25 protein-coding genes and 1 pseudogene are annotated in these 24,354 nt (G+C 64.9%); 18 read left to right on the plus strand and 8 right to left on the minus strand.

Translation table 11 applies throughout. From position 1 onward, the window contains the following. Positions 1 to 36 precede the first annotated feature (36 nt). Complete coding sequence (locus VSR71_RS23045; RefSeq protein ID WP_342916118.1) at positions 37 to 204, minus strand: arsenite efflux pump ArsB; 168 nt, start codon at positions 202 to 204, stop codon at positions 37 to 39. A 359-nt stretch (positions 205 to 563) separates the two neighbouring features. Here VSR71_RS23045 and folE point away from each other — a divergent pair, with 359 nt between their 5' ends. Both folE and VSR71_RS23055 read left to right on the plus strand, forming a co-directional pair. After that, on the plus strand, positions 564 to 1,313 hold the full coding sequence (gene folE, locus VSR71_RS23050) for a GTP cyclohydrolase I (RefSeq protein ID WP_342916119.1): 750 nt from the start codon (positions 564 to 566) through the stop codon (positions 1,311 to 1,313). A gap of 56 nt (positions 1,314 to 1,369) precedes the next feature. Beyond that, the gene (locus VSR71_RS23055; protein WP_342916120.1) at positions 1,370 to 1,813 is read left to right on the plus strand and encodes a BLUF domain-containing protein; all 444 of its coding nucleotides are present in this window, start codon (positions 1,370 to 1,372) and stop codon (positions 1,811 to 1,813) included. Between the two features lie 60 nt (positions 1,814 to 1,873). On the opposite strand, the gene VSR71_RS23060 is transcribed toward VSR71_RS23055, so the two are convergent. Together VSR71_RS23060 and VSR71_RS23065 are read right to left on the minus strand one after the other, a co-directional pair. After that, on the minus strand, positions 1,874 to 2,125 hold the full coding sequence (locus VSR71_RS23060; protein ID WP_209754917.1) for a hypothetical protein: 252 nt from the start codon (positions 2,123 to 2,125) through the stop codon (positions 1,874 to 1,876). A 182-nt stretch (positions 2,126 to 2,307) separates the two neighbouring features. Next, on the minus strand, positions 2,308 to 2,472 hold the full coding sequence (locus VSR71_RS23065; protein ID WP_029044829.1) for an FmdB family zinc ribbon protein: 165 nt from the start codon (positions 2,470 to 2,472) through the stop codon (positions 2,308 to 2,310). Between VSR71_RS23065 and VSR71_RS23070 the strand changes: the two genes are divergently transcribed. From VSR71_RS23070 to VSR71_RS23085, 4 genes are all read left to right on the plus strand, one after another. Beyond that, entirely contained in the window at positions 2,401 to 2,691 is a 291-nt protein-coding gene (locus tag VSR71_RS23070) for a hypothetical protein (RefSeq protein WP_342916189.1), read from the plus strand. The genes VSR71_RS23065 and VSR71_RS23070 overlap by 72 nt on opposite strands. 140 nt (positions 2,692 to 2,831) lie before the next feature. Continuing rightward, positions 2,832 to 3,479, plus strand: coding sequence for a response regulator transcription factor (locus VSR71_RS23075; protein WP_342916121.1), 648 nt, complete (start codon positions 2,832 to 2,834; stop codon positions 3,477 to 3,479). Then, entirely contained in the window at positions 3,466 to 5,520 is a 2,055-nt protein-coding gene (locus VSR71_RS23080) for an ATP-binding protein (protein WP_342916122.1), read from the plus strand. The genes VSR71_RS23075 and VSR71_RS23080 overlap by 14 nt, the downstream gene beginning before the upstream one ends. A gap of 147 nt (positions 5,521 to 5,667) precedes the next feature. Next, positions 5,668 to 7,059: an MFS transporter gene (locus tag VSR71_RS23085; RefSeq protein ID WP_342916184.1), complete on the plus strand. Its 1,392-nt coding sequence runs from the start codon at positions 5,668 to 5,670 to the stop codon at positions 7,057 to 7,059. Between the two features lie 39 nt (positions 7,060 to 7,098). On the opposite strand, the gene VSR71_RS23090 is transcribed toward VSR71_RS23085, so the two are convergent. After that, positions 7,099 to 7,911: an SDR family oxidoreductase gene (locus VSR71_RS23090; protein ID WP_342916123.1), complete on the minus strand. Its 813-nt coding sequence runs from the start codon at positions 7,909 to 7,911 to the stop codon at positions 7,099 to 7,101. Then, positions 7,898 to 8,896 (minus strand): IclR family transcriptional regulator, encoded by a 999-nt coding sequence (locus tag VSR71_RS23095; protein WP_342916124.1) that lies wholly within the window; start codon positions 8,894 to 8,896, stop codon positions 7,898 to 7,900. Before VSR71_RS23095 ends, VSR71_RS23090 begins: the two co-directional genes overlap by 14 nt. Before the next feature lie 860 nt (positions 8,897 to 9,756). On the opposite strand from VSR71_RS23095, the gene wecB reads away from it, so the two are divergent. The 8 genes from wecB to VSR71_RS23135 all read left to right on the plus strand — a co-directional run bounded on the left by wecB (position 9,757) and on the right by VSR71_RS23135 (position 18,933). Next, positions 9,757 to 10,941: a non-hydrolyzing UDP-N-acetylglucosamine 2-epimerase gene (gene wecB / locus VSR71_RS23100; protein ID WP_342916125.1), complete on the plus strand. Its 1,185-nt coding sequence runs from the start codon at positions 9,757 to 9,759 to the stop codon at positions 10,939 to 10,941. An 83-nt stretch (positions 10,942 to 11,024) separates the two neighbouring features. Continuing rightward, the gene (locus tag VSR71_RS23105; protein WP_342916126.1) at positions 11,025 to 11,381 is read left to right on the plus strand and encodes a hypothetical protein; all 357 of its coding nucleotides are present in this window, start codon (positions 11,025 to 11,027) and stop codon (positions 11,379 to 11,381) included. 188 nt (positions 11,382 to 11,569) lie between these two features. Further along, entirely contained in the window at positions 11,570 to 13,348 is a 1,779-nt protein-coding gene (locus VSR71_RS23110; protein ID WP_342916127.1) for a hypothetical protein, read from the plus strand. A gap of 295 nt (positions 13,349 to 13,643) precedes the next feature. Further along, positions 13,644 to 15,017 carry a glycosyltransferase family 2 protein gene (locus VSR71_RS23115; protein ID WP_342916128.1) on the plus strand — a complete coding sequence of 458 codons (1,374 nt, stop codon included), beginning with the start codon at positions 13,644 to 13,646 and terminating at the stop codon, positions 15,015 to 15,017. A gap of 2 nt (positions 15,018 to 15,019) precedes the next feature. Then, entirely contained in the window at positions 15,020 to 16,099 is a 1,080-nt protein-coding gene (locus VSR71_RS23120; protein ID WP_342916129.1) for a hypothetical protein, read from the plus strand. Positions 16,100 to 16,113: 14 nt separating this feature from the next. Continuing rightward, entirely contained in the window at positions 16,114 to 17,118 is a 1,005-nt protein-coding gene (locus VSR71_RS23125) for a hypothetical protein (RefSeq protein ID WP_342916130.1), read from the plus strand. 153 nt (positions 17,119 to 17,271) lie between these two features. Continuing rightward, positions 17,272 to 18,111, plus strand: coding sequence for a YaiO family outer membrane beta-barrel protein (locus VSR71_RS23130; protein WP_342916131.1), 840 nt, complete (start codon positions 17,272 to 17,274; stop codon positions 18,109 to 18,111). A gap of 15 nt (positions 18,112 to 18,126) precedes the next feature. After that, positions 18,127 to 18,933 (plus strand): hypothetical protein, encoded by an 807-nt coding sequence (locus tag VSR71_RS23135; protein WP_342916132.1) that lies wholly within the window; start codon positions 18,127 to 18,129, stop codon positions 18,931 to 18,933. A 119-nt stretch (positions 18,934 to 19,052) separates the two neighbouring features. On the opposite strand, the pseudogene VSR71_RS23140 reads toward VSR71_RS23135, so the two are convergent. Next, positions 19,053 to 19,166, minus strand: a pseudogene (locus tag VSR71_RS23140) (NAD-dependent epimerase/dehydratase family protein); the annotation flags it as partial. On the opposite strand from VSR71_RS23140, the gene VSR71_RS23145 reads away from it, so the two are divergent. Beyond that, positions 19,128 to 19,703: a hypothetical protein gene (locus VSR71_RS23145; protein ID WP_342916133.1), complete on the plus strand. Its 576-nt coding sequence runs from the start codon at positions 19,128 to 19,130 to the stop codon at positions 19,701 to 19,703. The pseudogene VSR71_RS23140 and the gene VSR71_RS23145 sit on opposite strands and share 39 nt — an antisense overlap. Before the next feature lie 26 nt (positions 19,704 to 19,729). Here VSR71_RS23145 and VSR71_RS23150 read toward each other — a convergent pair whose 3' ends face one another. Next, positions 19,730 to 20,221: a DUF883 family protein gene (locus tag VSR71_RS23150; RefSeq protein WP_342916134.1), complete on the minus strand. Its 492-nt coding sequence runs from the start codon at positions 20,219 to 20,221 to the stop codon at positions 19,730 to 19,732. An 816-nt stretch (positions 20,222 to 21,037) separates the two neighbouring features. Between VSR71_RS23150 and VSR71_RS23155 the strand changes: the two genes are divergently transcribed. The 3 genes from VSR71_RS23155 (at position 21,038) to VSR71_RS23165 (ending at position 23,488) form a co-directional block, all read left to right on the plus strand. Further along, a complete protein-coding gene (locus VSR71_RS23155) occupies positions 21,038 to 21,655 on the plus strand; it encodes a TetR/AcrR family transcriptional regulator (protein ID WP_342916135.1) in 618 nt (205 codons plus the stop codon). A gap of 303 nt (positions 21,656 to 21,958) precedes the next feature. Next, the gene (locus VSR71_RS23160; protein ID WP_342916136.1) at positions 21,959 to 22,693 is read left to right on the plus strand and encodes an SDR family oxidoreductase; all 735 of its coding nucleotides are present in this window, start codon (positions 21,959 to 21,961) and stop codon (positions 22,691 to 22,693) included. Between the two features lie 141 nt (positions 22,694 to 22,834). Continuing rightward, a complete protein-coding gene (locus tag VSR71_RS23165; protein ID WP_342916137.1) occupies positions 22,835 to 23,488 on the plus strand; it encodes a 2-hydroxychromene-2-carboxylate isomerase in 654 nt (217 codons plus the stop codon). Positions 23,489 to 23,530: 42 nt separating this feature from the next. On the opposite strand, the gene VSR71_RS23170 is transcribed toward VSR71_RS23165, so the two are convergent. Continuing rightward, complete coding sequence (locus VSR71_RS23170; protein WP_342916138.1) at positions 23,531 to 23,689, minus strand: hypothetical protein; 159 nt, start codon at positions 23,687 to 23,689, stop codon at positions 23,531 to 23,533. Positions 23,690 to 24,354 lie beyond the last annotated feature (665 nt).

Here is a 24,354-nt window from a genome sequence, read left to right on the forward strand (position 1 = left end):
CGCGCCTGCGCAGAGAGCGGCACGCAGCCGCGCGCCTCAGCCAGTGCCAGTGCCGGCACGCCCGCTTGCCGGCACGCGCGCGCCGACGGCGAGCTGCCGCCGCAGGCCGGGGTTGCCCGCGCGGGCGGCGCTGGCGTGATGCTCCGCCACGCCCGTTTCCACCGGCGTTGCCGGCAGCGGTACCGTCACGACATGGAGCAGCATCAGGCTGCTGCACGGAAAGGCGATCGGCAAGGTCACGTTGTTCCCGACAAAAAGTAAGGCCGCAACTTGCGGTACGCCCGCCATTCAGGTGGCGGGTGGCTGATGTTTGCGGACATTATGTGCGTTTGTCGGCGGCGCGCGCAGCGAGGTTGAGCGTTGTCACGAACTATTCACGGAAGCACCCTGCGGTGTGCGGTATGCGGCGCGTCCCGCAGTGGGCAAGGATCCTGAGCGGGATCCTGAGCGCCCCCGGGCCGGCAGGTTGTCGGGCCACCGTATCTGCCATATAGTGAATCCGGCACCCGCCGGTGCCCATGCCGGAACACACCGGGACCACTCCGCAACCCACCACGCTACCCATGAACAGCAAGGACGCGGCACGCCGCGCGCATGAACTCCACCCGGCCGACGCGGCGGCCGGCGACCCGGCCTCCTCCGTCTCCGAGCGGATCCGCGCGCGCCTGCAGGCTGCGCAGGAGCGCTTCCACGCCAACGACAATATCGCCCGCTATATCGAGCCGGGCGAACTGGAGCAGTTGCAGGCCGAGGTCCAGTCCCGCATCGAAGGCGTGCTGCGCGCGCTGGTGATCGACGTCGACAACGACCACAACACGCAGGAAACCGCGCGGCGCGTGGCCAAGATGTACCTGAAGGAAATCTTCGCCGGCCGCTACGCGAAGCCTCCGGCGGTGACCGAGTTTCCCAACATCGGCCAGCTCAATGAGCTGATGATCGTGGGCCCGCTGCGCGTGCGCAGTGCCTGCTCGCACCACCTTTGCCCGATCATCGGCAAGCTGTGGATCGGCGTCATGCCCAACCAGCATTCCAACCTGATCGGCCTGTCCAAGTACGCGCGGCTGGCGGAGTGGATCATGTGCCGGCCGCAGATCCAGGAAGAAGCCGTGGCGCAGGTCGCCGACCTGCTGCAGGAAAAGATGAACCCCGACGGCCTCGCCATCGTGATGGAGGCCGAGCATTTCTGCATGCACTGGCGCGGCGTGCGCGACACCGACGCCAAGATGACCAACAGCGTGATGCGCGGCTCCTTCCTGAAGGATGACAGCCTGCGGCGCGAATTCCTCACGCTGCTGAACAACAACCGCGGCTAGGTGCCCTGCCCCCGCCTCGGCACCCGCTCCTTCCCCATCACGGAACCGCCACCACCATGCTAGTCCGCCTGATCTATGCCAGCCGTGCCCGCCAGGCCATCGACCCGGCCCTGCTCGACGCGATCCTGGCCACCAGTCTGGAGCGCAACCCGCACCACGGCATCACCGGCGTGCTGTGCCACGGCAACGGCATCTTCCTGCAGGCGCTCGAAGGCGACCGGCAGGAGGTCTCGCAACTGTTCCAGTCGATCGCGCGCGATCCGCGCCACCAGGACGTGACGCTGCTGCATTTCGAGGAAACCTGCACGCGCGACTTCGCCGGCTGGGCCATGGGGCAGGTCAACGCGGCGCGCATCAACACCGCGACGCTGCTGAAGTTCTCGGCACGCGCCGAACTCGATCCGTTCCGGACCAGCGGCGCGGCCTCGCTGGCACTGCTCAAGGAACTGATTGCGGGCGCCTCGGTGGTGTCGCGCCTGGGCGAGCGCGGCCGGCACTGAGCCGCGCTGCCTGCGGTGCATTGCGCCCTTGGCGCCCTCGGCGCCTTCCACGCTCCCGCGCTACGCCGCCACGCGCCCGAATAGGCCGCATTCGAGATCGCTCTCGAACTCTTCGACCCAGGCGGACCCCGGCCCGGCCTCATAGACGCTGACCGCGTCAGTGCCTAGCCGCTTCACGCTGACGCGGCGGGCCTCGCCGTCGCCCTCGTCCGTGATCTGGAACGCCTCCTGTGCGATGCCGACATGCATGCAAGCCTGCGTTACCTGTTGCTGCTCGTCGGCGGGAAATTGGGAAAACGGTCTCGTGGCCATGGCATCCTCCGTCAAGGTTGAGATCGCCGCTTGCGCGCAGCGCGAACGCGCGTGGCGTTGCGTGCGCCACGCATAAAAAACCACTCAGGCATCCCGCCGGCATTGCCCGGCGGCATGCACGCCAGCGCCCCGCTGCGGCTTCGCGGCGGAGCGCATATCTCCTGGGACGTTGTTGTTACGGCTCAGCTCTTGCGCTGGGTCACTGCCACGAACGGGGCCGGCGCGTGCTGGACGGACTGGCTGCCGCAATTCGGGCAATTCGGATGGGCAGAGGCATGTTCCGCGAGATGTTCGGTTTTCTCGAACACATGGCCGCACTTCTCGCAGCGGTATTGATAGACGGGCATGGCAAATTCCCCCACGCGGCACGCGCCGCAAGCGCCACCCGGCGCGAGCCGGGCCTGCGCGGCATGATGGCCGCGGGCGCGTGTCAGGTTCATTCTAGGACAGCGTTCGCGAGCCAACGTGAAAGTTCGATGGCTGCCGCCGGCACTCCGGCATATGGCTCCGGCATATGTCATCGGGAATTCACTTCCCCGGGAGCGCACCGCTGCGTCGTGCATTGATGTCACACAAATGCCATTGCGCGCGATCAGCGGAAAAATCGCGCTGCCCTCGCGAAGTTCGCCGTCAATGCATGAGGGGTTCAGGCCGTACCCTTGTACTCCACCGCCCCGTGCGCCGAGAACCCGAGGACCCGAAGACGATGTACGACCGAATCATCCGTGTCGCCCTGGCCGACGACCATCCGCTGGTCATGGTCGCGCTGCGAGACTGCCTGCAGCGCATGCCCAACTTCCAGGTCACCAGCAACTGCGGCAACGGCACGGAACTGCTGGCCGCGCTCGACCGCGAGCCCACCGACATTGCCATCACCGACTTCTGCATGGGCCGCGGCGATGCCTCGTCGGACGGCTTCAACCTGCTGAACCGGCTCGCGCGCCGCCATCCGCTGACCCGCATCGTGGTGGTCAGTGCGCAGGCCAATGCCGCCATCATCCGCCGCGCCATGAAGCTGGGCGTGCGCGCCTTCGTCAGCAAGGAAGACCCGATCGATGAAGTGATGCGGGCCTGTCTCCAGGTTGTTGCCTGCGACGGTTGCTACCACTCGCCTTCGGCGCAGGCCATGCTTGACAGCGCCGCGCTCGCCGCGGCCCCGGCGACCGAACTGACCCCGCGCGAACTGGAGGTGGTCAGGCTTTATGCGCAGGGGCTCCAGCTCGCGGACATCGCCGTCAAGCTCGGACGCTCGGTCAGCACCATTTCCAGCCAGAAGACGGTCGCCATGCGCAAGCTCGGCGTGCAGACCAACACCGGCCTGATCCGCTACGCGTACGAATATGGCCTTATCTGAATCCCTGGCACTGTCGGACGCACTGGCCGCCGAGCTTGCCGGAATGGTCGCTGCCATGCTGGTGCTGGTGGGCGGCATTGTCCTCACCGCGCGCCACTGGCGCAGGAACCTGCTGCGGCGCACGCATGCCGACCAGGACCAGTTGCGCTCGGCGCAGCAGGCAACCGAGTCGATGATGCGTGCGCGCTCAACCTTCTTTGCCGCGATGAGCCACGAGATCCGCACGCCGCTCAACGCGCTGCTGGGCAACCTGCAGCTGCTTGCGCGCAGTCCCGGACTGGAGCCGCATGCGGCAAGGCTGAAGGCGCTCGACACGGCGGCCGAAGCGCTGCGGCGCATCGTCAATGACGTGCTGGACTTTTCCAAGATCGATGCCGGCAAGCTCGAGCTGGTCGAGGAGCCGTTCCGCCCGGTCGATGCGCTGGAGAGCCTGGCGCTGACCTACGCGCCGATGACGGCCGGGCGCCCGCTGCGCCTGGGCCTGCACCTGTCGCCGTCGCTCGACGTCGACATCACGGGCGACCGTACACGCCTGGTGCAGATATTCAGCAACCTGCTCAGCAACGCCTTCAAGTTCACCACCAGCGGCCGCATCGCCCTCAGCGGCGAGCTGGTGACGAATGAAAACGGCGCGCCGCAACTGGTCTGCCGCGTCAGCGATTCGGGCATCGGCATGCCGCCAGCGCTGATGGCGCGGGCATTCCAGCCATTCGTGCAGGGCGATGGCGCCAGCGCGGGCCGCTTCGACGGCACCGGCCTCGGACTGTCGATCTGCGCGCGCCTGTGCGAACTGATGGGCGGCAGCATCGCGGTGGCGAGCGTGCCCGATGTGGGCAGCGCCTTCACGGTGACCATCCCCGTGCGCGGCGTGCAGGCGGTACCGGCGGCGGGCGCGACTGCGAGCGGGTGTGGCCACGGTCGCGACCACGGGCGCGGCCACGTCATGGTGCTGTGCCAGGACGCGCGCGCCGCCGAAACCCTGGACGCGTGGCTGAGGTCCGCGGGCTGGCGTACCAGCGTGCTGCGATCGGTCGAGGCAGCCCTGGAACACCTGGCGTTCACGCCGGTCCAGGCCATCGTGGCCAGCGACGAATTCACGCTGGCGTCACTGGACGCGCTGCGCGAAACGGTGCCCGCCACCGTGGCGTGGGTCACGCAGGACGGCCCCCATCGCCCGCAACAGCGGGCCGCCGGCATCCTCGAAGTCACCGCGTTCAGCCACCGCGCGCTGCTGGCGTGCGTGGACATGGCCTTCGACAACGCTGCTGCGGGCGGGCCAGATCATGCCGGCGAAGGCGGCGACGCCGCCTGCTCGACGACCCATTCCGCTGACGCGGCCGCGATCCTGCCAACCATCCTGGTGGCCGAGGACAATGCGCTGAACCAGGCACTGATCGCCGAACAGCTGCAGGCGCTCGGCTGCCAGCCGATCGTCGTGAGCCACGGCAGGCAGGCGCTGGCCGTGCTCGAGACCACGCCGGTCGACGCCGTGCTGACCGACATCCAGATGCCGGGCATGAACGGCTATGAACTGCTCGAAGCGGTACGCGCCCGGCATGCGGGTGTGCCAGTGCTGGCGTTCAGCGCATTCGCGCGCAGCGAGTGGTCGGCCGACTGGCGCCAGCGCGGGTTCGCCGGCTATCTGTCCAAGCCGGCGTCGTTGCAGGACTTGCAGGCCTGCCTGCGCCGCCTGCCCGGCCGCTGCCAGTCACGGGCCGTCGCCTCCGCCGACGCCGGCACGGATGCGCGCGCCGCCGACAGCGAGCGCTATGAAGCCATGCTGCGCACCCAGCTGCGGCTGGACCTGCCGGAACTCGAACGCATCATCGAGCACTGCGAGCTGGCTGCGCTGCGTTGCTGGACGCACTCCGTGGCCGGCGCCTTCATGATCGTGCGACGCAAGTCGATCGTGCGCGAGTGCCGGGCACTGGAAGCGCTGTGCGTCGCGGCCGGAGGCTGGACACCCGCGATCGCCGCGGCAGCGGCTGCGCTGCGCGAAAGGCTGCGCGGCTATATGCAGGACTGCGCCGTGGCAGCCTGAGCGTTGTGCGCGGCACGCCTACCACAATTGGCGGATTTGCGAGCACCGCCGCGCCGGACGATAATGGGCCAGGCCGCGCCAGCGGCCAGCCATCCGGGTCTTTCAGCGTTTTTTCGCGGCCCGGCAATGTCTCCAATGTCTTTCCCGATGCAGCCAGAACAAGGCCTCCCCCAGCCGCAACGCACCTGGGCGATCCTCACCGTTTTCTTCGGCCTGATCATGGCCGTGCTCGATGGCTCGATCGCCAACATCGCCCTGCCTTCCATCTCGCGCCAGCTGCAGGCCGAGCCGTCGAGCACCATCTGGGTCGTCAACGCGTACCAGCTCACGGTGACCGTGTGCCTGCTGCCGCTGTCGTCGCTGGGAGACATCCTCGGCTACAAGCGCGTGTACCGTGCCGGGCTCGCAACCTTCCTGGTGGGATCGCTGCTGTGCGCGCTGTCGGTCAACCTGCCGATGCTGGTGGCGGCGCGCGTGCTGCAGGGCATCGGCGGCGCCGGCATCATGAGCGTCAATACCGCGCTGGTGCGCTTTATCTACCCGCCCACGAAGCTGGGCCGCGGCATCGGGCTGAACGCGCTGGTGGTGGGCGTGACCATTGCGGTGGCGCCTTCGCTGGGCGCGATGATTCTGGCGATAGCGAGCTGGCAATGGCTGTTCGCGGTGAACGTGCCGGTGGCCATCCTGGCGCTGGCGTTGAGCCGGCGCTCGCTGCCGGAGACGCCACCGCAGCCGCGCGACTTCGACTATCCCAGCGCGCTGCTGTCGGCGCTGGTGTTCGGGCTGTTTATCCTGGGGGTGGACGGGCTTGGCCATGCCGCCTGGCGCGCGGCCGGCGTCGCGGGGCTCGCCGCCGCGATCGTGCTGGGATGGCTGCTCGTGCGGCGCCAGCATGGCCGCGCCGCGCCGCTGGTGCCGGTGGACCTGTTTGCCAGCCGGGCCTTCACGCTGGCGGTGGGCACCTCCTTCTGCTCGTTCATGACGCAGATGCTGTCCTTCGTGGCGCTGCCCTTCTACCTCGAATACCAGCTTGGCCGATCGCTGCAGGAGACCGGGCTGCTGATCACGCCGTGGCCGATGATGGTGGCGGTGATGGCAGCGCTGTCGGGACGGCTTTCGGACCGCTACCCGGCCAGCATCCTCGCCGGCCTCGGGCTGGCCATGCTGGCAGGCGGGCTGGTGGGACTGGCAACGCTGGGACCGGATGCCGGCAGCCTCGACATAGCGTGGCGCATGGCAATGTGCGGCACCGGTTTTGGCTTCTTCCAGTCGCCCAACAACCGCGCCATGATCGGCGCCACGCCGCCGGCCCGCAGCGGCGGCGCCAGCGGCGCGCAGGCGACCACGCGGCTGCTGGGCCAGACCACCGGCACGGCGCTGGTGGCGCTGCTGTTCAGCCTGGCACCGGACGGCGCCGCGCGGATCGCGCTGTATCTGGCGGCGGCGGTCGCGGCCGTCGGCGCACTCATCAGCCTGAGCCGGCTGCGCGATCCCAGCGGCGAAGGCAATGCGCAGGCGGCAGCGGAACCGGACGCCTGAAGCCCAGACGCCTGAAGCCGCCCGCGCAGCCCTGCGCGCTTACACCGCGATGCCGCCGAACTCCTGCATCACCTTGTCATGCAGGCGCCGCATGCCGCGCAGCCAGCGGTCGTAGTCCTGGCCCTTGCGGCGGTAGTACTCCAGCACTTCCGGGTGCGGCAGGATCAGGAAGCGCTCGTCGGCCACGCCTTCGAGCGTCACCGCGGCCACGTGCTCGGCGGTGACCGAGCCCTCTTGCAGGAAGCCCTTGCGCTCTCCCTTCTCGCCGAACAGCATGTTGGTCTGCACGCCCTGCGGGCAGATGCAGCTGACCTTGATGCCGCGGTCGCCATAGGTGATCGACAGCCATTCGGCAAACCCGATCGCCGCGTGCTTGGTCACCGCGTAGGGGGCCGAGCCGATCTGCGACAGCAGCCCCGCCGCCGATACCGTATTGACGAAATAGCCGTCGCCGCGCTCGAGCATCTGCGGCAGCACCGCGCGCGCCGCATGGATATGCGCCATCACGTTGATTTCCCAGATGCGCTGCCATTCGTCGGCACCCGCGTCGAGGCCCTTGCGCAGGATGATGCCGGCGTTGGAGCAGAACACATCGACCTGCCCGAAGCGATGCGTGGCCTCGTCGGCCAGTGCCTGCACCGCGGCGGCGTCGGCGACGTCGACCGCTTGCGCGAACACCTGGCACGACGGCACGGCCTGCCGGACTTCGGCGGCGACCGTGGCGGCGCCGTCCTCGTTCAGGTCGGCCACTGCCACGCCGCGCGCACCGGCCTGTGCAAACGCCAGCGCCAGCGCGCGGCCAATGCCGGTGGCCGCGCCTGTCACCACTACCGTCTTGTTACGTACGTCCATGCGCCATCTCCTCATCGATCCTTGTTGATATGGGTCTGTTACCGCGTCCTTCGTTGGCGGCTCGCTCGCGGGCGGCGCATGCGCCCGCCTCGGGCCCATCCGCTGGCAGCCGCATCGAAGCGCGCGCGCCGCCGGGCTGCCACAGGCGCGCCTGCAAGGTCTCGGCCAGGTCGCGTATGCGCGGGCCGAGATTGCCTTCCAGGATCTCCGGCGACAGCCGCGCCGCGGAGCCGCCGATATTCATCGCCAGCACTTCGCTGCTGCCCGCGAGCCGCAGCGGCGCCGCGGCACCGCTGACGGTGCGGTCCCATTCCGCGTGCGCGACGCAGAAGCCGCGGCGGGCGTAGTCCTGCAGCGCGCGTTCGATGCCGCCGCGCACGGCGGGCCAGCGCGCGCCGCCGTAGTGGCGCGCCAGTTCGGCCAGGGCCGCTTCGCGGTGCCCGGCATCGAGCCCTGCCAGCCAGGCGCGCCCGATCGCCGAGGCCGCCATCGGCAGGCGCGCGCCCGGCGCGAGCCGGATCACCAGCGCGCCGCGCGGCTGGCAACTTTCCAGGTAGACCATGGCGTGCCGGTCCGGCATCGCCAGCGCCACGGTGCAGTCGGTGGAAAAGGACAACGACTGCATCAGCGGCTGCGCGATCTCGCGGATGCCCGCGCCCGCAATGTAGCGATGGCCGAGCACCATCGCGCCCTGCCCGAGCCGGTACTTCTCCGTGCCCTCGATATAGGTCAGGTAGCCGAGGGTGGCGAGCGTATAGGTCAGCCGCGATACGGTCGGCCGCGGGATGCCGGTGCGGCGCGACAGCTCGGCATTGCCGAGGTAATCGTCCTGCGGCCCGAAGGCCCGCAGCAGTTCCATGCCGCGCGCCAGCGCAGTGACGAAATTGCGGTCCTCGGCGCAACCGGGGCTCGCCTGCGCGCCGGCCGGCGCAAGCGCGTGGGCGGCATCAGGCGGCGGAGTCGGGATGGTGGTGGAGCGCTTCATCAGGCAGGCGGTGCGTCGGCGTGCGGCAAAGGCAAGGACTCTTGATAGCAGTTCCCGGCCAAAGCTGGCATCGCTATGTAGCGAAAGCATTTTGGCCAGAAACCGGGCTTATGGATACGAATCAACCTCTTGCGGAATGGTGCAATATGGACGCTTATGCCGATTCCAGTTTCCTGGCAGATTTATTCATCATTACTGGATTGCGATATTAATTACAATTAATACTGATATGCATGTTGTTTCATTCATGCAACAAAGCGACATGGACAATTTCTTCAAAATGTAAAGTACTGGTTTGAACCGAAAGGCGAAATTGCGGACACCCCTGCACATCGACAGCGAAATATCTATACCAATTTAGCCCTACGAAAATGGCCGGATCCGGTGCTGGTCGTGAATGCCGCGGATTATTAAATAACTCGAAAATCGGACCAGCCAGGAACAAATTTGACGCAAAAAGGCAAAGTCCCGCGTACACCCGACATAACCATGCATGAATGGCGTATTCGGCGAGCCGGCGCCTGTAAAGGCACCTTTGCGTCCTACGCCTGCGATTGCAGTGAATCACTGCGCACACCACCCCCTTGCCATCGCAGTCTCCCCCAAACTTTCTGTAACACCGCTGCAACCAATTACACGGCGGCGGCATTCGCGCCAGCAGACGCGAATAGAGAAATGCCAGTGAATTCAAGGCGCTATAGGTCGCTGGCACAACCATCGCTCTGATATGTCGCGACACGCATATGGCGACATCACAAAGGAGTGATTTCAGTCGGCATCCGTGACTCTCCTGCGGTTAGGCAGGACGGGAATCTGGAAGGTACATCGTCCGCTACCGGCGACTCCACAAGAGAGGCCACATGCCGAAGAAAGTCCTCGCTGTATTTGGCACCCGCCCCGAGGCCATCAAAATGGCACCGCTGATTCATCGGCTGCGGGAATCCAGTCATTTCGAGTTGCGAGTCTGCGTCACCGGGCAGCACCGGCAAATGCTGGACCAGGTGCTGCGGCTCTTCGAAATCGTGCCGGATTTCGACCTCAACGTGATCAGCCGGGGGCAAAGCCTGTCCGACATCACGACCCGCGTGCTGTCAGGCGTGCACACGGTGCTGGAGCGTTTCCTGCCGGAGGCCATGCTGGTCCACGGCGACACCACCACCACGCTGGCCGCCACGCTCGCGGCCTTTTATCGAAACGTTGCGATCGGCCATGTCGAAGCGGGACTGCGCACCGGCAATCTCAGCGCCCCGTGGCCGGAAGAAATGAACCGGCGCGTGACCGACGTGATGGCGTCCTGGCATTTCGCGCCAACGCAGCAGGCTCAGGAAGCCTTGCTGCGCGAAGGCGTCGACCCGGTTCGCATCAGCCTGACCGGCAATACCGGTATTGACGCGCTATTGCAGGTCAAGGCCCGGCTGGACGCCGATCCAGAAATGCGCGGCCAGCTGGCGAGCCAGTACCCCTTCCTGGACGAGACCCGGCGGATGGTGTTGGTGACCGGACACCGGCGCGAAAACTTCGGGACCCCGTTCGAGCGCCTGTTCGCCGCGCTGCGCACGCTGGCGGACCGCAATCCGGATATCCAGATCGTCTATCCGGTGCATCTGAACCCGTGCGTGCAGGGTCCCGTGCGGGCGATCCTGAGCGGGCACCCGAACATCCACCTGATCGATCCACAAGACTACCTGCCGTTCGTGTTCCTGATGTCGCGCGCCTACCTGATCGTCACCGACTCCGGCGGCATCCAGGAGGAGGCGCCGGCCCTGGGCAAGCCGGTACTGGTGACGCGGGAAACCACCGAGCGTCCGGAAGCCGTCGCCGCCGGTACCGCACGGCTGGTGGGTACCGATCCCGCACGCCTGATCGCCGCCGCGGAGCAGTTGCTGAACGAGCCGGACGAATACGCCTGTATGGCGCGCGCGCACAACCCGTTCGGCGACGGCCGCGCCAGCGAACGCATCGTCTTTGCGCTGCAGGCGGCGTCGCCCCAGGCGTATCGGGAAGGTGGCGATGCGTCGGTCGACGCCAACGTCGTCAGCCTGTAGCCACTGGCAAGCATTGGCGAATCAGCGGCCCAGCGCCACAGTCCCCAACGCCCGCTGGTCGCGAGGAACAGAGGAGAAAGCCAATGAAGCGCTTACGTATCGCAATGCATGCTGCAACGTCTGCGAAGGCGGCCACGGCAATGGTTGTCGTCGTTGCCCTGGCATCGGCGCCTGCTTATGCCGCGCTGACCGAAGAAGCAGCCGCGACCGCTGCCAAGGCCCCGCTCTATCTGCCGGCGAGCCCGGCGGATCCCGGCGGGTTGACGGGCTACAACCATGACTTCCAGATCGACTTTGCCTACGAAGCGCACGTGAAAGGCAAGAACAAGGAGCAAAAGGACAAGCTGAAGGCGATCAAGCCGAAGAAGGCCGTGGCCGGGCCGAAGGTGAAGTCGGGCACGTACACGCTTGCGCCGGCACCGGGAGCCGAGCCGGATTGATGCGGGGACGCCCCGTGGTGCCTGGCGACATTTCGGCGCCGGTCAGGGTTCCCCGAAATGGCTCACCCGAAGTGGCCGCCCTGCAGGGCGAGGCAAATCGACATTCAACGCGCTGGGAGAAGACCGTGTTCAACAAATCCGATTCGCTTCTGCGGCGAAGCAGCAGCCTGGCGCTCCGGGTGCTCCTGATGTTATTCGCGCTGGCCGTGACCGTGCCGGCCCAGACCCACGCCGCGACCAACCAGATCGCGCTGCTGGTGCCCGATGGCCTGGCCCTTCCCGATGCTCGCGTCTCGTCCTGGCTGGATGCCGCCCAGGAAGAAGGCCTGAAGATTACCGTTATCAACGACACTCAGTTCCAGCAGGGAACGACTCCGGCGCAGTTTTCGGGCGTGATCCTGCCGGACCAGGTACATGTCAACGCCAGCGATGCGCTGATTGCAGCCCTCGAGACCTATACCACGCAGGGCGGCAACCTGATGCTGGTGTATGACTTCGGCGCGCTCACCACCACGGGTTTCTATGCCGTTCCCAAAAGCAGGCTCAGCAATCTCGCAGGGGTCGACTACGTCCTCTATGACCAGTTGCTAGGCAACATGATCGGCGTGGGGCCGATCACAGGCCTGGGCAGCACGCTGCGGACCCTGCAGGTGCCGCCGGGCAAGTCGATGGTTTGGGACGCAGGCGCGACCGATCCGGTGGAAGGCATCTCGGGCTATGTCTATGGCTTCCTGATTTATCCGAGCTTCGTGACGCAGGGCACCTACACGGGCTCCGCCCTGATCACGTCGCCGAACTTCGGGCTGGTGGCGGGTCTGCGCGATTTCGGCTCCGGCCGGGTGCTGTTCGTCAACACGCCGCTCTCTTACCTGAAGGGCCAGACCGACGGCATGCTGATGCACGGCTTGCTGCGCTACTTCGGCGCCAACCTGATGAAGATGCCGCGGCTCTCGGCGCAGCCCAAGGCGCGCGGCGGACTGGTGCTGAACTGGCACCTTTGCGCCGGCGACCAGATCGCGCCCGCGGTGGAAATGAACACCTGGGGCACCTTCGACAACAGCAATAGCCCGTTCTCCATTTCCATAACGGCGGGCCCCGACCAGATCGACTTCGGCGACGGCAAGGGCGTCAACCTGTCGCAAAACACGTCGGCAAAGAATCTGCTTCTGTCCCTGCAATCAAAGGGGCACAACATCGGCAGCCACGGCGGATGGATCCACGACTACTGGGGTGCCAATGCCAGCGAGGCAAACCAGTCCTCGTTCGAACAGTACGTGGTGCTGAACAAGCAGAGCGTGGAAGGCGTGACCGGACGCGCCGCGATTGAATACTCCGCGCCGCAAGGCAATACGCCGCAGTGGTCGGTCAACTGGCTCGAAACCAACGGCAATACCGGCTACTACTTCCTGGGCCATACCGGGATGGGGCCAACGCGCAGCTATCGCGATGGTGTGATGTCGAACAACACCATCCGCGCCTTTCCCGTCATGCCGTTCGGGCCGCATGCGACGTTCGAGGAGTTCCAGGAATTCAACGTGCCCGTGACGGACATCAACAACTGGTACCGGCAGCTCATCGATTTCGTGGCGAAGAACCGCACCAGCCGGCTGATCTACATGCACCCGGCCGGCGCCATCCAGTACCCGAAGACGCTCAACGTCATCTTCAACAAGGCCGACAACGTGAAGGCAAACGGACGGTTCAGCTGGTACACGATGGACACGCTGGCGCAGTTCGCCCAGCGCCGCCAGCAGACCGTCTGGCAGGCCACCGACAACGGCAACTCGTGGGCGTTCCAGGCCACCCATCCGACGGACATGACCGACCTCGCCTGGGTGCTGCCGCGTGCGGCATACACACAGCCGGTGGTGACGCAGGGGCTCGCCCAGGTGACATGGGACACCAACAACTGGATCGTCACTTCTCAGGGAGGCACCTCGCTGGCTTTCGTCGCCGGCAAGCTGTAAAGGCACAGGGACTCATCGCGCCCGCCCCTGGCGGGCGCGCGGCAAAGAACACCCTGCGATGAGAAAGCAATGGAGGAGATCGTCGAGCATGCGTGCGAAGTATCGCGTAGTGCTTTCACTGAGCGGGCTGCTCTTTTTCACCACACCCGCTGCGGAATCCAAGGCCACCGAAGTTCCCGGGCGGGGGCAGGCCTTGACCCCGGGAACAGGAACACCTGAAGCAGCCCCTGAACCGCTGCGCAAGCTCGCAGCCCACTCTGCGGTCACAGCGCCTGGCGCAACGGTGGAACTGGCGATGACGTCGCCAGACACGCTGGAAGAGACCACGCGCACGGAGCCGGCCCTGCGCCCGCGGGCCTGGACCAAGCCGGCGGCGACGGAGCCGCCGCCGAAGCAGGCGGACGCGCAGCCCATGGTGCCGGCGCTGACGGTCCTGCTGTTGCTGATCGTCGGACTGGTGATCTTCTACGCCGTGCGCCACTACATGTTCACGCTGAACCGGCTGTTCGGCAGGCAGCGCCATCCTTATCTGGACATCGACGTGGCGGACTGGCCAAGCCTGACCGTGCTGGTTGCCGCGCACAACGAAGAAGCGGTGATCGCAGGCTCGCTGATATGCCTGCTGCATGCGGACTATCCGGTCGACCGGCTTACCATCATGCCGGTCAACGACCGCTCGTGCGACGGCACGCGCGAGATCATTGATGACCTCGTGCAGCAGTATCCGGGACGCATCACACCGTTCCATCGCACCGACGGCAAGCCCGGCAAGGCGGCTGCGCTCAAGGATGCAAGCGAAGCCGTGGCCAGCGACATCATCGTCGTGTTCGACGCCGACTACCTCCCGCCGGTGGGCCTGCTCAAGCAGCTGGTGGCGCCGTTCTTCGATCCCGAGGTGGGCGCGAGCATGGGCCGGGTGGTGCCGATGAACCCGGGTCGCAACCTGCTGACGCGGCTGCTCGATCTGGAGCGCTCGGGCGGCTACCAGGTCGACCAGCAGGCCCGCATGAACCTGGATCTCGTACCCCAGTACGGCGGCACCGTCGGCGGCGTCAGGATGCGGGCATTGCGCAGCGCTGGCGGCTGGCACGACGATGTGCTGGCCGAAGACACCGACCTGACTTACCGCTTGCTGCTCGCCAACTGGAAGACGGTCTACCAGAACTGGTCGGAGTGCTATGAAGAGGTGCCCGAGACCTGGCCCGTGCGGGTGCGCCAGATCATGCGCTGGACCAAGGGCCACAACCAGGCGCTGTATCGGCACGGCTGGAAGATGGCAACCTGCCGCAACCACGGGCTGTTCGAGAAAGTCGACGGCGTGGCGCTGCTTGGCATCTACATGATGGCGCCGCTGATGCTGTTCGGCTGGCTGCTGGCGATCCTGCTGTTCTATGCCGGCGGCCTGCCGCTGTTCGGTGAAGCGCTGATCCTGTTCGCGCTGATGTCATACGGGACGCTGGGCAACTTCGCCGCTTTCTTCGAGATCGCCGCCGCCGTGTACCTGGACGGCAGCCGCGAGCGCATACGCCTGCTGCCGCTGAACTACTTCGGCTTCCTGGTCAGCATGCTGACCGTGTCGCGCGCCATCCTCAGCCAGCTCGCCTTCGACTACGTCCTGCGCCGTGAACTGCGATGGGACAAGACCGCGCGTTATCGCCAGAGGAACTGAACATGTGGCCCGTGCTGCTTGCTCTCCTCACCATGCTGGTCTTCGGGTTGCCGCTGGTGCCCGCGGTGCTTGAATGGCGGCGCCGGTGCGACGTCCGGGCGCTGGCGATCGACAGCGAACACACGCTGGATGTCGCGGCCGTGGCCGCGGCCTTTCGTGCGATGGTGGCTCGGCAGGGCGAGAAGCCCGGCCTGCATGGCCTGGCGCACCGGGTCAGCGCGTTGCGGCCGATGGTCCACGTGACAGGCACTTTCATGCCGATGGCAGCGCAAGCGTGCAACGGCGTCTGTTCGCGCACCATTGTCGCCGGCGGCTCGCTGGTGCTTCCGGACAGCTATACGTTTTCCAGAGACATCTACGGGCGGCGCGGCATCTCGACGGGCCGCAGGAATCGCATGCAGGTGCTGCTGTCGGAGGGCGAGATCCTGATCCGCAGCGGCAGCGAGCTGCAGCGCTGGGCGCACGCCCGCAGTGTCCATGTCGAGCCGCGGTGCCGCTTGCTCGGACCGCTCTCTGCCCTCTACGCCATTCGTCTCGAAGACGACTGCGATTTCACCTCGCTCAGCGCGGCGGTCATCGGGTTCGGCGCGCGCCATCTGGCCGCGCCGCCCGACATGGACGCCACCGCCCCGCCCGGCGGAGACTGGGCACATGAAGTGCTGAATCCCCCCGAAGCCTCGAACGGCCGCTGGCTGGTAACGCACGATCTTACGTTTCCCGCCAGCACCCTGTATCGCGGCGACCTTGTCGTGCATGGCGACTTGTGGATCGGCTCCGGTGCGCGCATTATCGGCAGCGTCAAGGCAAGCGGTCGCATCTTTTCAGGCTCGCGCGTGCGTATCGACGGCGCCCTGGTTGCAGGGGGCACCATTTCCGTCGGGCGCGAGTGCGCCATCGCGGGACCGGTGGCTGCAGAGCGCGAAATCGATGTGGGGGCGCGCAGCGTTATCGGTGCGGCGACCAGACGCACCACCGTGGTGGCGCCAGTGCTTCACGTACGCGCTGGCACGGTGGTTTATGGCATGGCATGTGCTGCGGAGGAAGGAAAGGTCGTATCCGATGGCAATGTGGCCACCCCATGAGATGTCCTCCATCTATGAAAGCACTGCTCGCGCTGCTCCTGATCCTTGCCGCATACGTCCACCAGCCGGCGGGGGCTGCCGAGCTCACGCTGACCGACTACCAGCGTCCGGACGGGGCGATCACGACTTATTTCAACGGCGACTCGATCGATCCATACTTCGCGGCCAAGGCGCTGCTGGCCGCACAAGACGCGGGGATGAACACCAGAACCGCCGCAACCCGCTGGATCGCATGGCTGCTGCCGCGACAGCACGCCGACGGCCGCTTCGACCGCTATTGCATGAAGGGCCAGCGCTTCGTCTCCTGCCAGGAGGCTGACGCCGACGACGCGCTGATGGCCGCCTGGATGGAGCTGCTGGTTCGCAACGCGCCTCCCCGGGGCATGCCGCCAGCGTGGCAGGCCAGCTTCGACAAGGCCAGCCGGTACCTGGACAAACTGCGCGACCCCGGCTCCGGCGTCTACTACATCTCGGCCAAGCTGCCGGTGGCGCTGCTGATGGACAACGTGGAAGTCTCCGGCGCCTTCAAGGCGGTCAGCCACTATCGCCAGCGCCACGGGGACGCGGAAGGTGCCGCCGGCTGGGCGCGCAAGGCCGAGCAACTCGACAAGGACATCCTGCGTGTGTTCTGGCGCGCCAACCAAGGCTACCTGGTCAGCACCCAGCGGCGCGAGCAGTTCGAGTTCTATCCCGACGCCGTGGCGCAGATCTTTCCCATCCTGGGCGACATCCGACCCGACGGGCGGCCCCATGCCGTCACATACCAGTCATGGATGAAGGAGAACCGCTGGGCCTGGCTGCAGATGTCAGAAGTCGATTTCCCCTGGGGGCTGGTGGCCCTGGTGGCCGACAAGATGGGAGACAAGGACGCCATCACGTGCTGGCGCCTGCGTTCCATACAGTTCCGGCATGGCAAGCACTGGAATGTCCTGGAGGAGGCACTGTACCTGGCGTTCGAGTCGAGGCTGAGCCCCGAGCAGGCGATTGCACCGCCTGCGCCAGGCTTGCGGTGTCGCTGATTTGCACCACCCCGGGCCACGACACGCAATACGCGTCCCGAGCGAAGCACGATCGATTACGTAGAGCGGTGCATGGTTTGCCAGCAGCTTGCGGGCCGGAGGGTCATGCCGGGCCCTTCGGGCGACATCGACCAGAAGACTAACAGGATACCCATGGCGAAGCTCACAGATAGCGGAATTCCCGGCGCCCGTGCCCTGCCCTTGCTGGGCATGCTGGCACTGCTCGCCGCCACCGATGTTCGCGCGCAGGCAGAAGCCACGCCACCGAGGACGTTCGTGCCATTGCTGACGGGTTTCATCGAAGGTGGCCTCGGCCACGCCAACCTTACCGGCGACAATGCCAGCTGGAACGACCAGTACCTGCGAGGCGGGGTCAACTTCACCCCGAAGGATTACGTGACCGGCGAAATCAGTCACCAGAGCCACTTCGGCGACCAGGGCACGTTCTTCGGGCTGGGCTACACTCGCACCTTCGACGAGAACTGGTACGGCTTCCTGAGCGCCGGCACCAGCGCCGGCGGCTTCTTCCTGCCAGAGTTCCGCGTCGACGGCCTGCTGTTCCGCAAGCTGCTCGAGAAGAAGAACCTGGTCCTGAGCGCCGGCTTTACCTACTACCGCGCCAAGGAGGTCTATACCGACAAGACCTTGCTGCTGGGCCTGACTTACTATTTCGACGCCCCCTGGATCATCCAGCTCGGCGCCCGGCTCAACCGCAGCGATCCGGGCAATGTCCACTCCAACCGCGGCATGGTCGCCGTGACCTACGGCCGCGACAAAGACCAGTTCATTACCCTGAAATACGACGGCGGCAGCGAGGCCTATCAGCTCACCGGCGAACAGGCACTGCTGAGCGACTTCAACAGCCATGAGGTTTCGCTGACGTGGCGCAAATGGTTTACCAAGCGCTACGGCATCAACCTGCGCGCCATTTACTACGACAACCCGTCCTACACGCGCAAGCAAGCGGAGATCGGGGTGTTCGCGGAGTTCTAGCCCGGAGTTCCAGTCATGACGCATCCCACCGGACATACTGCGGCCACACGCGACCAGAGCGACGCCCTTGGCCTGACGATCTTGTCCCTGGCCAGGCATCGATCGCTGGACCACCTGCCCCTGTCCCTTCCCGCGCTCGCGGGGATCGTGCTGGTGCCAGCCGCGTTCAATATCGGCGAATGGTTGCTGCGCGACCGTATCAGCGGGCTGTGGGCGGGTGTGCTGCGCTTCTGGATCGACAGGCTCGGCATCGAGGGCAGCGTCAGCGAGCAACTGACGCGGGTGGCATGGTTCGACTTCAACCTGCCCTACACCGATGTCATTGCCCCCGCGCCAGATGTGCTGACCTGGTGCCTGACGCTGATCGGCACCATTGCCGTCTGCCTGATGTCGTTTCGGATAAGGGACCAGTACCTGCCGCTGCGGTACTTCCTGCTGTTCGCCGTATTCATCCAGGCCACGGCATTGCTGTTCTTCGCGGTGGCGCCACAGAGCTTTCCGTACACGGCCAGCCGGTATGTGGACAACGGCGTGAAGACCTGCGCCAGCTTCCTGTTCCTGCTGCCGTGGGGCCACGCGCTGGTCTACTACATCTTTGACTTCTCGTGGCCGAAGAAGGTGTTCCTGACGCTGCTCACCCTCGTCTTTGTAGTGATCGCGGTACCGATGCAACTGGCGTTGCATGTCTATCTGATGGTGACTTGTTCGCTGCTGATGATGCCGCTGCTGTCCTTTGTATTCGGGCCCACGATGCTGGTGTTTGGCTGCATTGCGTTGTATGGGTGGGCGATGAGCTGGGAGCGGATCGAGCGAGCGGCATGAAGGAGCTGCCCAGCGCGGGATTGTGGATAGTGCGTGATTGCAGTACGGGCCGTCGGGTGTCTCGTCAGGACGGCATGAAATTCGCTTGCCATGGCGGTGTCGCCGCCGTACGGCGCTTCGGGTGCGGCCAGCGCGGACATGGGCCGCACCCCCGCCACCACATGGAACCCACTCGCCACCAATGCCGCACACACATGCCGGCCGATGAAGCCGCCGGCACCAAGCACCAGCACCCGGCGGATGCGTCGACCATCCTGCGCCGCGCCGCGATTTCCGGCACCTGCGCCAGCCTGGTCTCCACCGGCATGCTCGCCTGTGGCGGCTCCGTCGATTGCGGCAGCGCGTTCGCGCCGGTCAATGCGGTCAGCCACTGGGTCTGGGGTGAACGCGCCATCCACGCCAATCGGCCGTCCGTCCGGCATACGGCGCTGGGCTATCTCATCCATCATGCAATGTCGGTGTTCTGGGCAGTGTTCTACGAAACCGCGGTGGTCCGGCATCACGCGCGTGGCGCCCTCGGTACGCTGGCGCTTGGCGGTCTCGGCGTGGCAGGCCTGGCTTGCCTGGTGGACCTGACGTGTACGCCGCAGCGCCTGACGCCCGGCTTTGAGCGGCGCCTGTCACCGCCCATGCTGACGCTGGTATACCTGGGGTTCGGCCTGGCGCTGCCGCTCGCGTCGCTGCTGGTGCGGCGCCGCCAGCGCAAGGTCGCATGCGGGAGCACGGCTCGAAGCTGCGCCAGCGAGGCCGGAACCTCCGACCCCCGCTGAGGGATACGCAGGTTCCGCGTGAAGGTTCACAGAGGGTCGCCTCGCCGATACGATCCGAATAATCTCGCGCCCAGCACCACACCGACGCCCAAGGCGATGCCAACCGCGCGCACCGGATTGGCGTGAACAAAGGTTTCCGCGCGCTCGCGCCCGTTTGCCCAGCCAGACTTGACCTGGCCGGTGACACGCTTAGCGACGTCTGTCGACTTGGCTACCAGTTCGGAGGCCGTACCAGCGGACTTCGCAGCGAGCTCCAGAAAATCAGCCTTGGCCTTGTCGCGGTCTTCGCCGGCCAGGCCAGGAAGGCGCTCCAGCAGCTTGTCCAGCTCGCGCGAAAGTTCCTGCGACGCCCTGTCCGCGGAAGCCTGCGCATCATTTCCACGCCGGGCGAAAGCGGACCCGGATGTGTAGCCGGACGCCGACTGGGAAGCCGCTCCGCGCCCACTGAACGAAGGCACCCCTGGCGTGCTGGTTACGGGGCCGCTCGCTTGCGTGCCTTCCATCTCTGCCTGTTCCATGATCTTTCTCCGAGTTGAAACGTGCCGGCGCGCAGGCCGATCCTTTGCGCCGAGGTCGACCCGCGCAGTTTTTATGCCTGGCATGGCCGGCTCGCAGACGGCCGGTTCTGCATCCCGGTCGCGCGTCATGGGAGGCACCGGTCACCCGCGCCAGGGAGACCACAAGACATCGTTGCACGAAGAACAAGTAATTTTCACATCGCGGGCTCGGAATGGATGGGTTGGATTCAGCGCGCGCCGAGTGCAAGTACAGGTTGTGCCGCACCACGGTCGCGCCGATGATGCCCGTGGCGAAGTAGAGCGCGTCGGAATCGCCGAGCTACGACATCCGTGGCAACAGCCCCTGGAGCAGGCAGGCGAAATGAAGCCGGTCAGTTCGCGGCGGATGGTGGCGCGATCCCGGATGCGCCGGTGGCGCCCTGGCGCGGCCCTTGCGTTCGAGGTTGAGCAAATGATCAGGAGACGCATCATGAGGACCCCCGCACGACGCTACAACGATGAGTCGGAGAAACCCCGGGTGCGTCCGGCACATCAGTCGCCACCAAAAGTGGACCGTCCAATGCATAAATCCGGTGGCGAAAAGCCTCCCCGCCAGCCGGGACAACTAGACATTGGGCGGCCACCCGAGTCATCTGTTCAACAGTAACGTGTCGACCCGCGCAGCGATTACCTCGCCTTCCTTGGCCGGACCATCCTCGACGAAGTGGTGTTCCGCAACCTCGCGGTGAATGGCGGCAGCGCCGATGTGGCCGTGCGCCGCCCGGGTGAGCGCGTCGTGGTTGACGTGCTGGACCGGCTCTTTCCTAAACGATCGTAATGCTACAATTCCTGCAACCAAATAAGTTCATGGTGAGCCGAATGCGATACTCGAGCACGCACAAGCAGGAGACTCGCGAGAAGCTGCTAAGCAGCAGCCGGGCAATCGCTAAGAAGGGCGGATTCGAATCAACGGGTGTTGATGCGCTGATGAAGGCGATCGGACTGACTGGGGGTGCCTTCTATAGTCATTTCGATTCCAAAGCAGAATTGTTCGCGGCTGTCATCGAGCAAGAGTTGGCTAACAGCTCTGAGATGCTCGCCGGCGAAGAAACGGACGAAGATCATTTCGTGAAGCGCATCCGCGGCTACCTGAGCAGTGCTCACGCGTTGCATCCTGAAACAGGTTGTGCCTTGCCGACTCTTGGCGCCGAGATCGCGCGGGCCGATCCCGCGGTTCGCGCCACAGTAGAGCAAAGTGCGAAGAAGCTGCAGGGCAGCTGGAAAGAACGCCTCGATGATCAGGATGCCGCCTGGGCTTTGCTTGCCCAGTGCGTGGGTGCTATCTTGCTGGCCAGAGTGGTTGAATCAGACCGAACGAGGCAGCAGATTCTCGCATCCAGCCGTCGTTTTCTGGGGAAGTCTATTGAGCAGCTCGCCCCCCTCAGCAAGACTTGAAAGGTGACAAGGTAACGCCAGGCCTATGCCAGGTGCAGCCTTCATTCCCGATCGCCGGACCCCTCTCCCCCTCCTCTCTCCCCCCTCTTCCCTTCCTTTCTCGCTGCACCCATACATGGCGTGCGGCCCATCCTGGCCGTGCGCGCCTGTCCCCCCGCGTTGCAATTTTTTTCCTCACCACTGTCAGGGTAGCAACGCTACTGGTGACTGAAAGCGCATCAGGGTATGCGGGTCTTGACTCCTTCGTCACGATGCAATACTGTCCCTTTACTAAACGATCGTTTTCCAATGGAGACTGCAGGAATGGATGCAAAAGAGAAGAAGGTGGCGCTCGTCATTGGGGCAGGAGACTCGACAGGCGGTGCAATCGCCAGGCGCTTTGCCGCGGAAGGCATGATTGCCTGCGTGACGCGTCGCTCGGCTGACAAACTGCAACCGCTGGTCGATTCGATTCGCGATGCGGGCGGGACGGCCTACGCCTTTGGCACGGATGCACGCAAGGAAGAGGCGGTCATCGAGCTCATCGACAAGATCGAGTCGGAGATCGGGCCCATCGAGGTTCTCGTGTTCAACATTGGCGCCAACGTTCCGTGTTCGATCCTTGAGGAGACGGCACGCAAGTATTTCAAGATCTGGGAGATGGCCTGCTTCTCCGGCTTCCTGAATGCCAGGGAGGTCGCGCGACGCATGGTCAAGCGGCAACGGGGAACGATCCTCTTTACGGGTGCGACTGCTGGATTGCGAGGCAGGGAAAATTTCGCAGCGTTCTCAGGCGCCAAGCATGCCTTGCGCGCGCTCGCGCAAAGCATGGCGCGCGAACTCGGGCCGAAGAACATCCACGTGGCACACGTTGTGGTGGACGGCGCAATCGACACGGAGTTTATCCGCACGAATTTCCCGGAGCGCTATGCATTGAAAGACCGGGACGGCATCCTCAATCCGGACCATATCGCCGCGAGCTACTGGTACCTGCACGCGCAACCGCGCGACGCCTGGACCTTTGAACTCGATCTGCGTCCCTGGATCGAGAACTGGTGATCAGAGCGGCTTGCCGAAAAGGCCGGGAGAATGCGATCGGATGTGGCGACCGCGAGCAAGTTGCATGACCTGCGCGAGGCTGCGGCCGAGCCGAGCCGTATTCCATACGAATTTCACTATGCTCGTTGACCAGGAGACATCATGAGCAGCATAAGCGTCCAGTTTCACTTTGATTTCGGCAGTCCGAATTCCTACCTGAGCCACAAAGTCATTCCAGATATCGAGAGGCGCCAGGGTGTCAGGTTCGAGTATTTTCCTGTGCTGCTTGGGGGCCTGTTCCGCCTGACCGGGAACCGATCTCCCGCAGAGGCTTTTGGGGGAATCAAGAACAAGCTGGAGTTCGGCCAATTGGAGATGCAACGGTTCATCGCCAAACACGGGCTGACCGCATATCGGCACAATCCGTTCTGGCCCGTCAATACCTTGCAGCTTATGCGTGGAGCTGTGGCTGCCCAAATGAATGGGACCTTCATGCCTTACGTGGATGCCGTTTTTGCGACCATGTGGGAGCAAGGTCTGAAGATGGATGACCCTGCCGTGATCGCGCAGGCTCTGGATGCCGCCGGACTGGACGGTCAGACCTTCCAGGACCGCATTGCGGATCCCGATGTCAAGCAAGCCCTTATCGCGAATACAGAGACTTCATTCAGACGTGGCGCCTTTGGCTCGCCGACATTCTTTGTCGGCGAAGAAATGTTCTTCGGCAAGGACCAGTTGCGAGACGTAGAAGAAGAAATACAGGCCGCGAAAGCACGACTGAGGGCCCACGACCAGGATAGCTCTTATGTTTTGTAGAGCATAAGAGCTATCCCCACACCGCCGAGCGCAAGGGGCTGCCTAGAGCATCTGCCGGTGCAGCAGATCAGTGCCAAGCTGCAAGAGTTGCCTCGCCATGTCGGCAATGCTCATATCCATTCCCATCACTCTTCCTGAAACGAAAATGACAGCCGCCAGCGCAGCCAGGACCAGGAAACCCACCTTAAGGTTGTCGCTCATCACGCCTCCTCGCTATATGCCGACTTGGGTCCGCTTCCCCCCGACATAGCCGCAGCGAGCAGCGGCACTCAATATTATTCGGACCCGGCCCGTTTCTTTATCGAAACATTGGCACACCACATTGCGCACATTCTGTGCGGCATCGCCCACTGTGGGACGGCCAAGGAGGCCTGACCGGCGGAAGCCTCACCCAGGCCATTGCGTGATCGCATCGGAACCGGCTGCCCCTATCCGTTTCCGGAATATCGCGTCATAAGCCAGCTCGGAGACCGCGCCAGGACCACGGCAAAGTGACGACCTCCGCCGAGAGGAAGGAGCCAGGTGGAAAAGCTTCGGACTCCGGCGCGCAGGCTGATTGTTATGTTGCATGGCAAACGTTTCAATCTCGCTAGCGAACGTTTCTTCGATGAAACTAACACTTATGCTGGCGCGATTCGGAAGGTTCTTGACATTTGCACTCGTGTCCATGGGCATGCCAAGCCATGGTCTGTGCTGACGGCCGGGGGGTCATATTGTGAGCACAATCGCAACCGTTCCTTGCTTGCTATGCGCTGCACTGGCGCGACGTTGGCTGGACCCAAATGATCGTCCGCGTGGTGCCCGCATGTACCGCTGCGCTGCCTGTGGTGGGCGATTCGCTGTCACTGGCGACGCTTTCGACCCCA

The sequence above is a fragment of the Cupriavidus oxalaticus genome, from assembly GCF_038900635.1.
Lineage (GTDB): Bacteria > Pseudomonadota > Gammaproteobacteria > Burkholderiales > Burkholderiaceae > Cupriavidus > Cupriavidus oxalaticus_B.

Excerpts from the sequence above, each read along its gene's own strand:
- wecB (WP_342916125.1), top strand. The coding sequence starts at position 9,757 with ATGCCGAAGAAAGTCCTCGCTGTATTTGGCACCCGCCCCGAGGCCATC.
- VSR71_RS23160 (WP_342916136.1), top strand. The coding sequence starts at position 21,959 with ATGGATGCAAAAGAGAAGAAGGTGGCGCTCGTCATTGGGGCAGGAGAC.
- VSR71_RS23075 (WP_342916121.1), top strand. The coding sequence starts at position 2,832 with ATGTACGACCGAATCATCCGTGTCGCCCTGGCCGACGACCATCCGCTG.
- VSR71_RS23125 (WP_342916130.1), top strand. The coding sequence starts at position 16,114 with ATGAAAGCACTGCTCGCGCTGCTCCTGATCCTTGCCGCATACGTCCAC.
- VSR71_RS23055 (WP_342916120.1), top strand. The coding sequence starts at position 1,370 with ATGCTAGTCCGCCTGATCTATGCCAGCCGTGCCCGCCAGGCCATCGAC.
- VSR71_RS23150 (WP_342916134.1), bottom strand. The coding sequence starts at position 20,221 with ATGGAACAGGCAGAGATGGAAGGCACGCAAGCGAGCGGCCCCGTAACC.
- VSR71_RS23170 (WP_342916138.1), bottom strand. The coding sequence starts at position 23,689 with ATGAGCGACAACCTTAAGGTGGGTTTCCTGGTCCTGGCTGCGCTGGCG.
- VSR71_RS23080 (WP_342916122.1), top strand. The coding sequence starts at position 3,466 with ATGGCCTTATCTGAATCCCTGGCACTGTCGGACGCACTGGCCGCCGAG.
- VSR71_RS23155 (WP_342916135.1), top strand. The coding sequence starts at position 21,038 with ATGCTACAATTCCTGCAACCAAATAAGTTCATGGTGAGCCGAATGCGA.
- VSR71_RS23045 (WP_342916118.1), bottom strand. The coding sequence starts at position 204 with ATGCTGCTCCATGTCGTGACGGTACCGCTGCCGGCAACGCCGGTGGAA.
- VSR71_RS23085 (WP_342916184.1), top strand. The coding sequence starts at position 5,668 with ATGCAGCCAGAACAAGGCCTCCCCCAGCCGCAACGCACCTGGGCGATC.
- VSR71_RS23070 (WP_342916189.1), top strand. The coding sequence starts at position 2,401 with ATGTTCCGCGAGATGTTCGGTTTTCTCGAACACATGGCCGCACTTCTC.
- VSR71_RS23165 (WP_342916137.1), top strand. The coding sequence starts at position 22,835 with ATGAGCAGCATAAGCGTCCAGTTTCACTTTGATTTCGGCAGTCCGAAT.
- VSR71_RS23090 (WP_342916123.1), bottom strand. The coding sequence starts at position 7,911 with ATGGACGTACGTAACAAGACGGTAGTGGTGACAGGCGCGGCCACCGGC.
- VSR71_RS23110 (WP_342916127.1), top strand. The coding sequence starts at position 11,570 with ATGTTATTCGCGCTGGCCGTGACCGTGCCGGCCCAGACCCACGCCGCG.
- VSR71_RS23135 (WP_342916132.1), top strand. The coding sequence starts at position 18,127 with ATGACGCATCCCACCGGACATACTGCGGCCACACGCGACCAGAGCGAC.
- VSR71_RS23145 (WP_342916133.1), top strand. The coding sequence starts at position 19,128 with ATGCCGGCCGATGAAGCCGCCGGCACCAAGCACCAGCACCCGGCGGAT.
- VSR71_RS23130 (WP_342916131.1), top strand. The coding sequence starts at position 17,272 with ATGGCGAAGCTCACAGATAGCGGAATTCCCGGCGCCCGTGCCCTGCCC.
- VSR71_RS23105 (WP_342916126.1), top strand. The coding sequence starts at position 11,025 with ATGAAGCGCTTACGTATCGCAATGCATGCTGCAACGTCTGCGAAGGCG.
- folE (WP_342916119.1), top strand. The coding sequence starts at position 564 with ATGAACAGCAAGGACGCGGCACGCCGCGCGCATGAACTCCACCCGGCC.
- VSR71_RS23120 (WP_342916129.1), top strand. The coding sequence starts at position 15,020 with ATGTGGCCCGTGCTGCTTGCTCTCCTCACCATGCTGGTCTTCGGGTTG.
- VSR71_RS23065 (WP_029044829.1), bottom strand. The coding sequence starts at position 2,472 with ATGCCCGTCTATCAATACCGCTGCGAGAAGTGCGGCCATGTGTTCGAG.
- VSR71_RS23095 (WP_342916124.1), bottom strand. The coding sequence starts at position 8,896 with ATGAAGCGCTCCACCACCATCCCGACTCCGCCGCCTGATGCCGCCCAC.
- VSR71_RS23115 (WP_342916128.1), top strand. The coding sequence starts at position 13,644 with ATGACGTCGCCAGACACGCTGGAAGAGACCACGCGCACGGAGCCGGCC.
- VSR71_RS23060 (WP_209754917.1), bottom strand. The coding sequence starts at position 2,125 with ATGGCCACGAGACCGTTTTCCCAATTTCCCGCCGACGAGCAGCAACAG.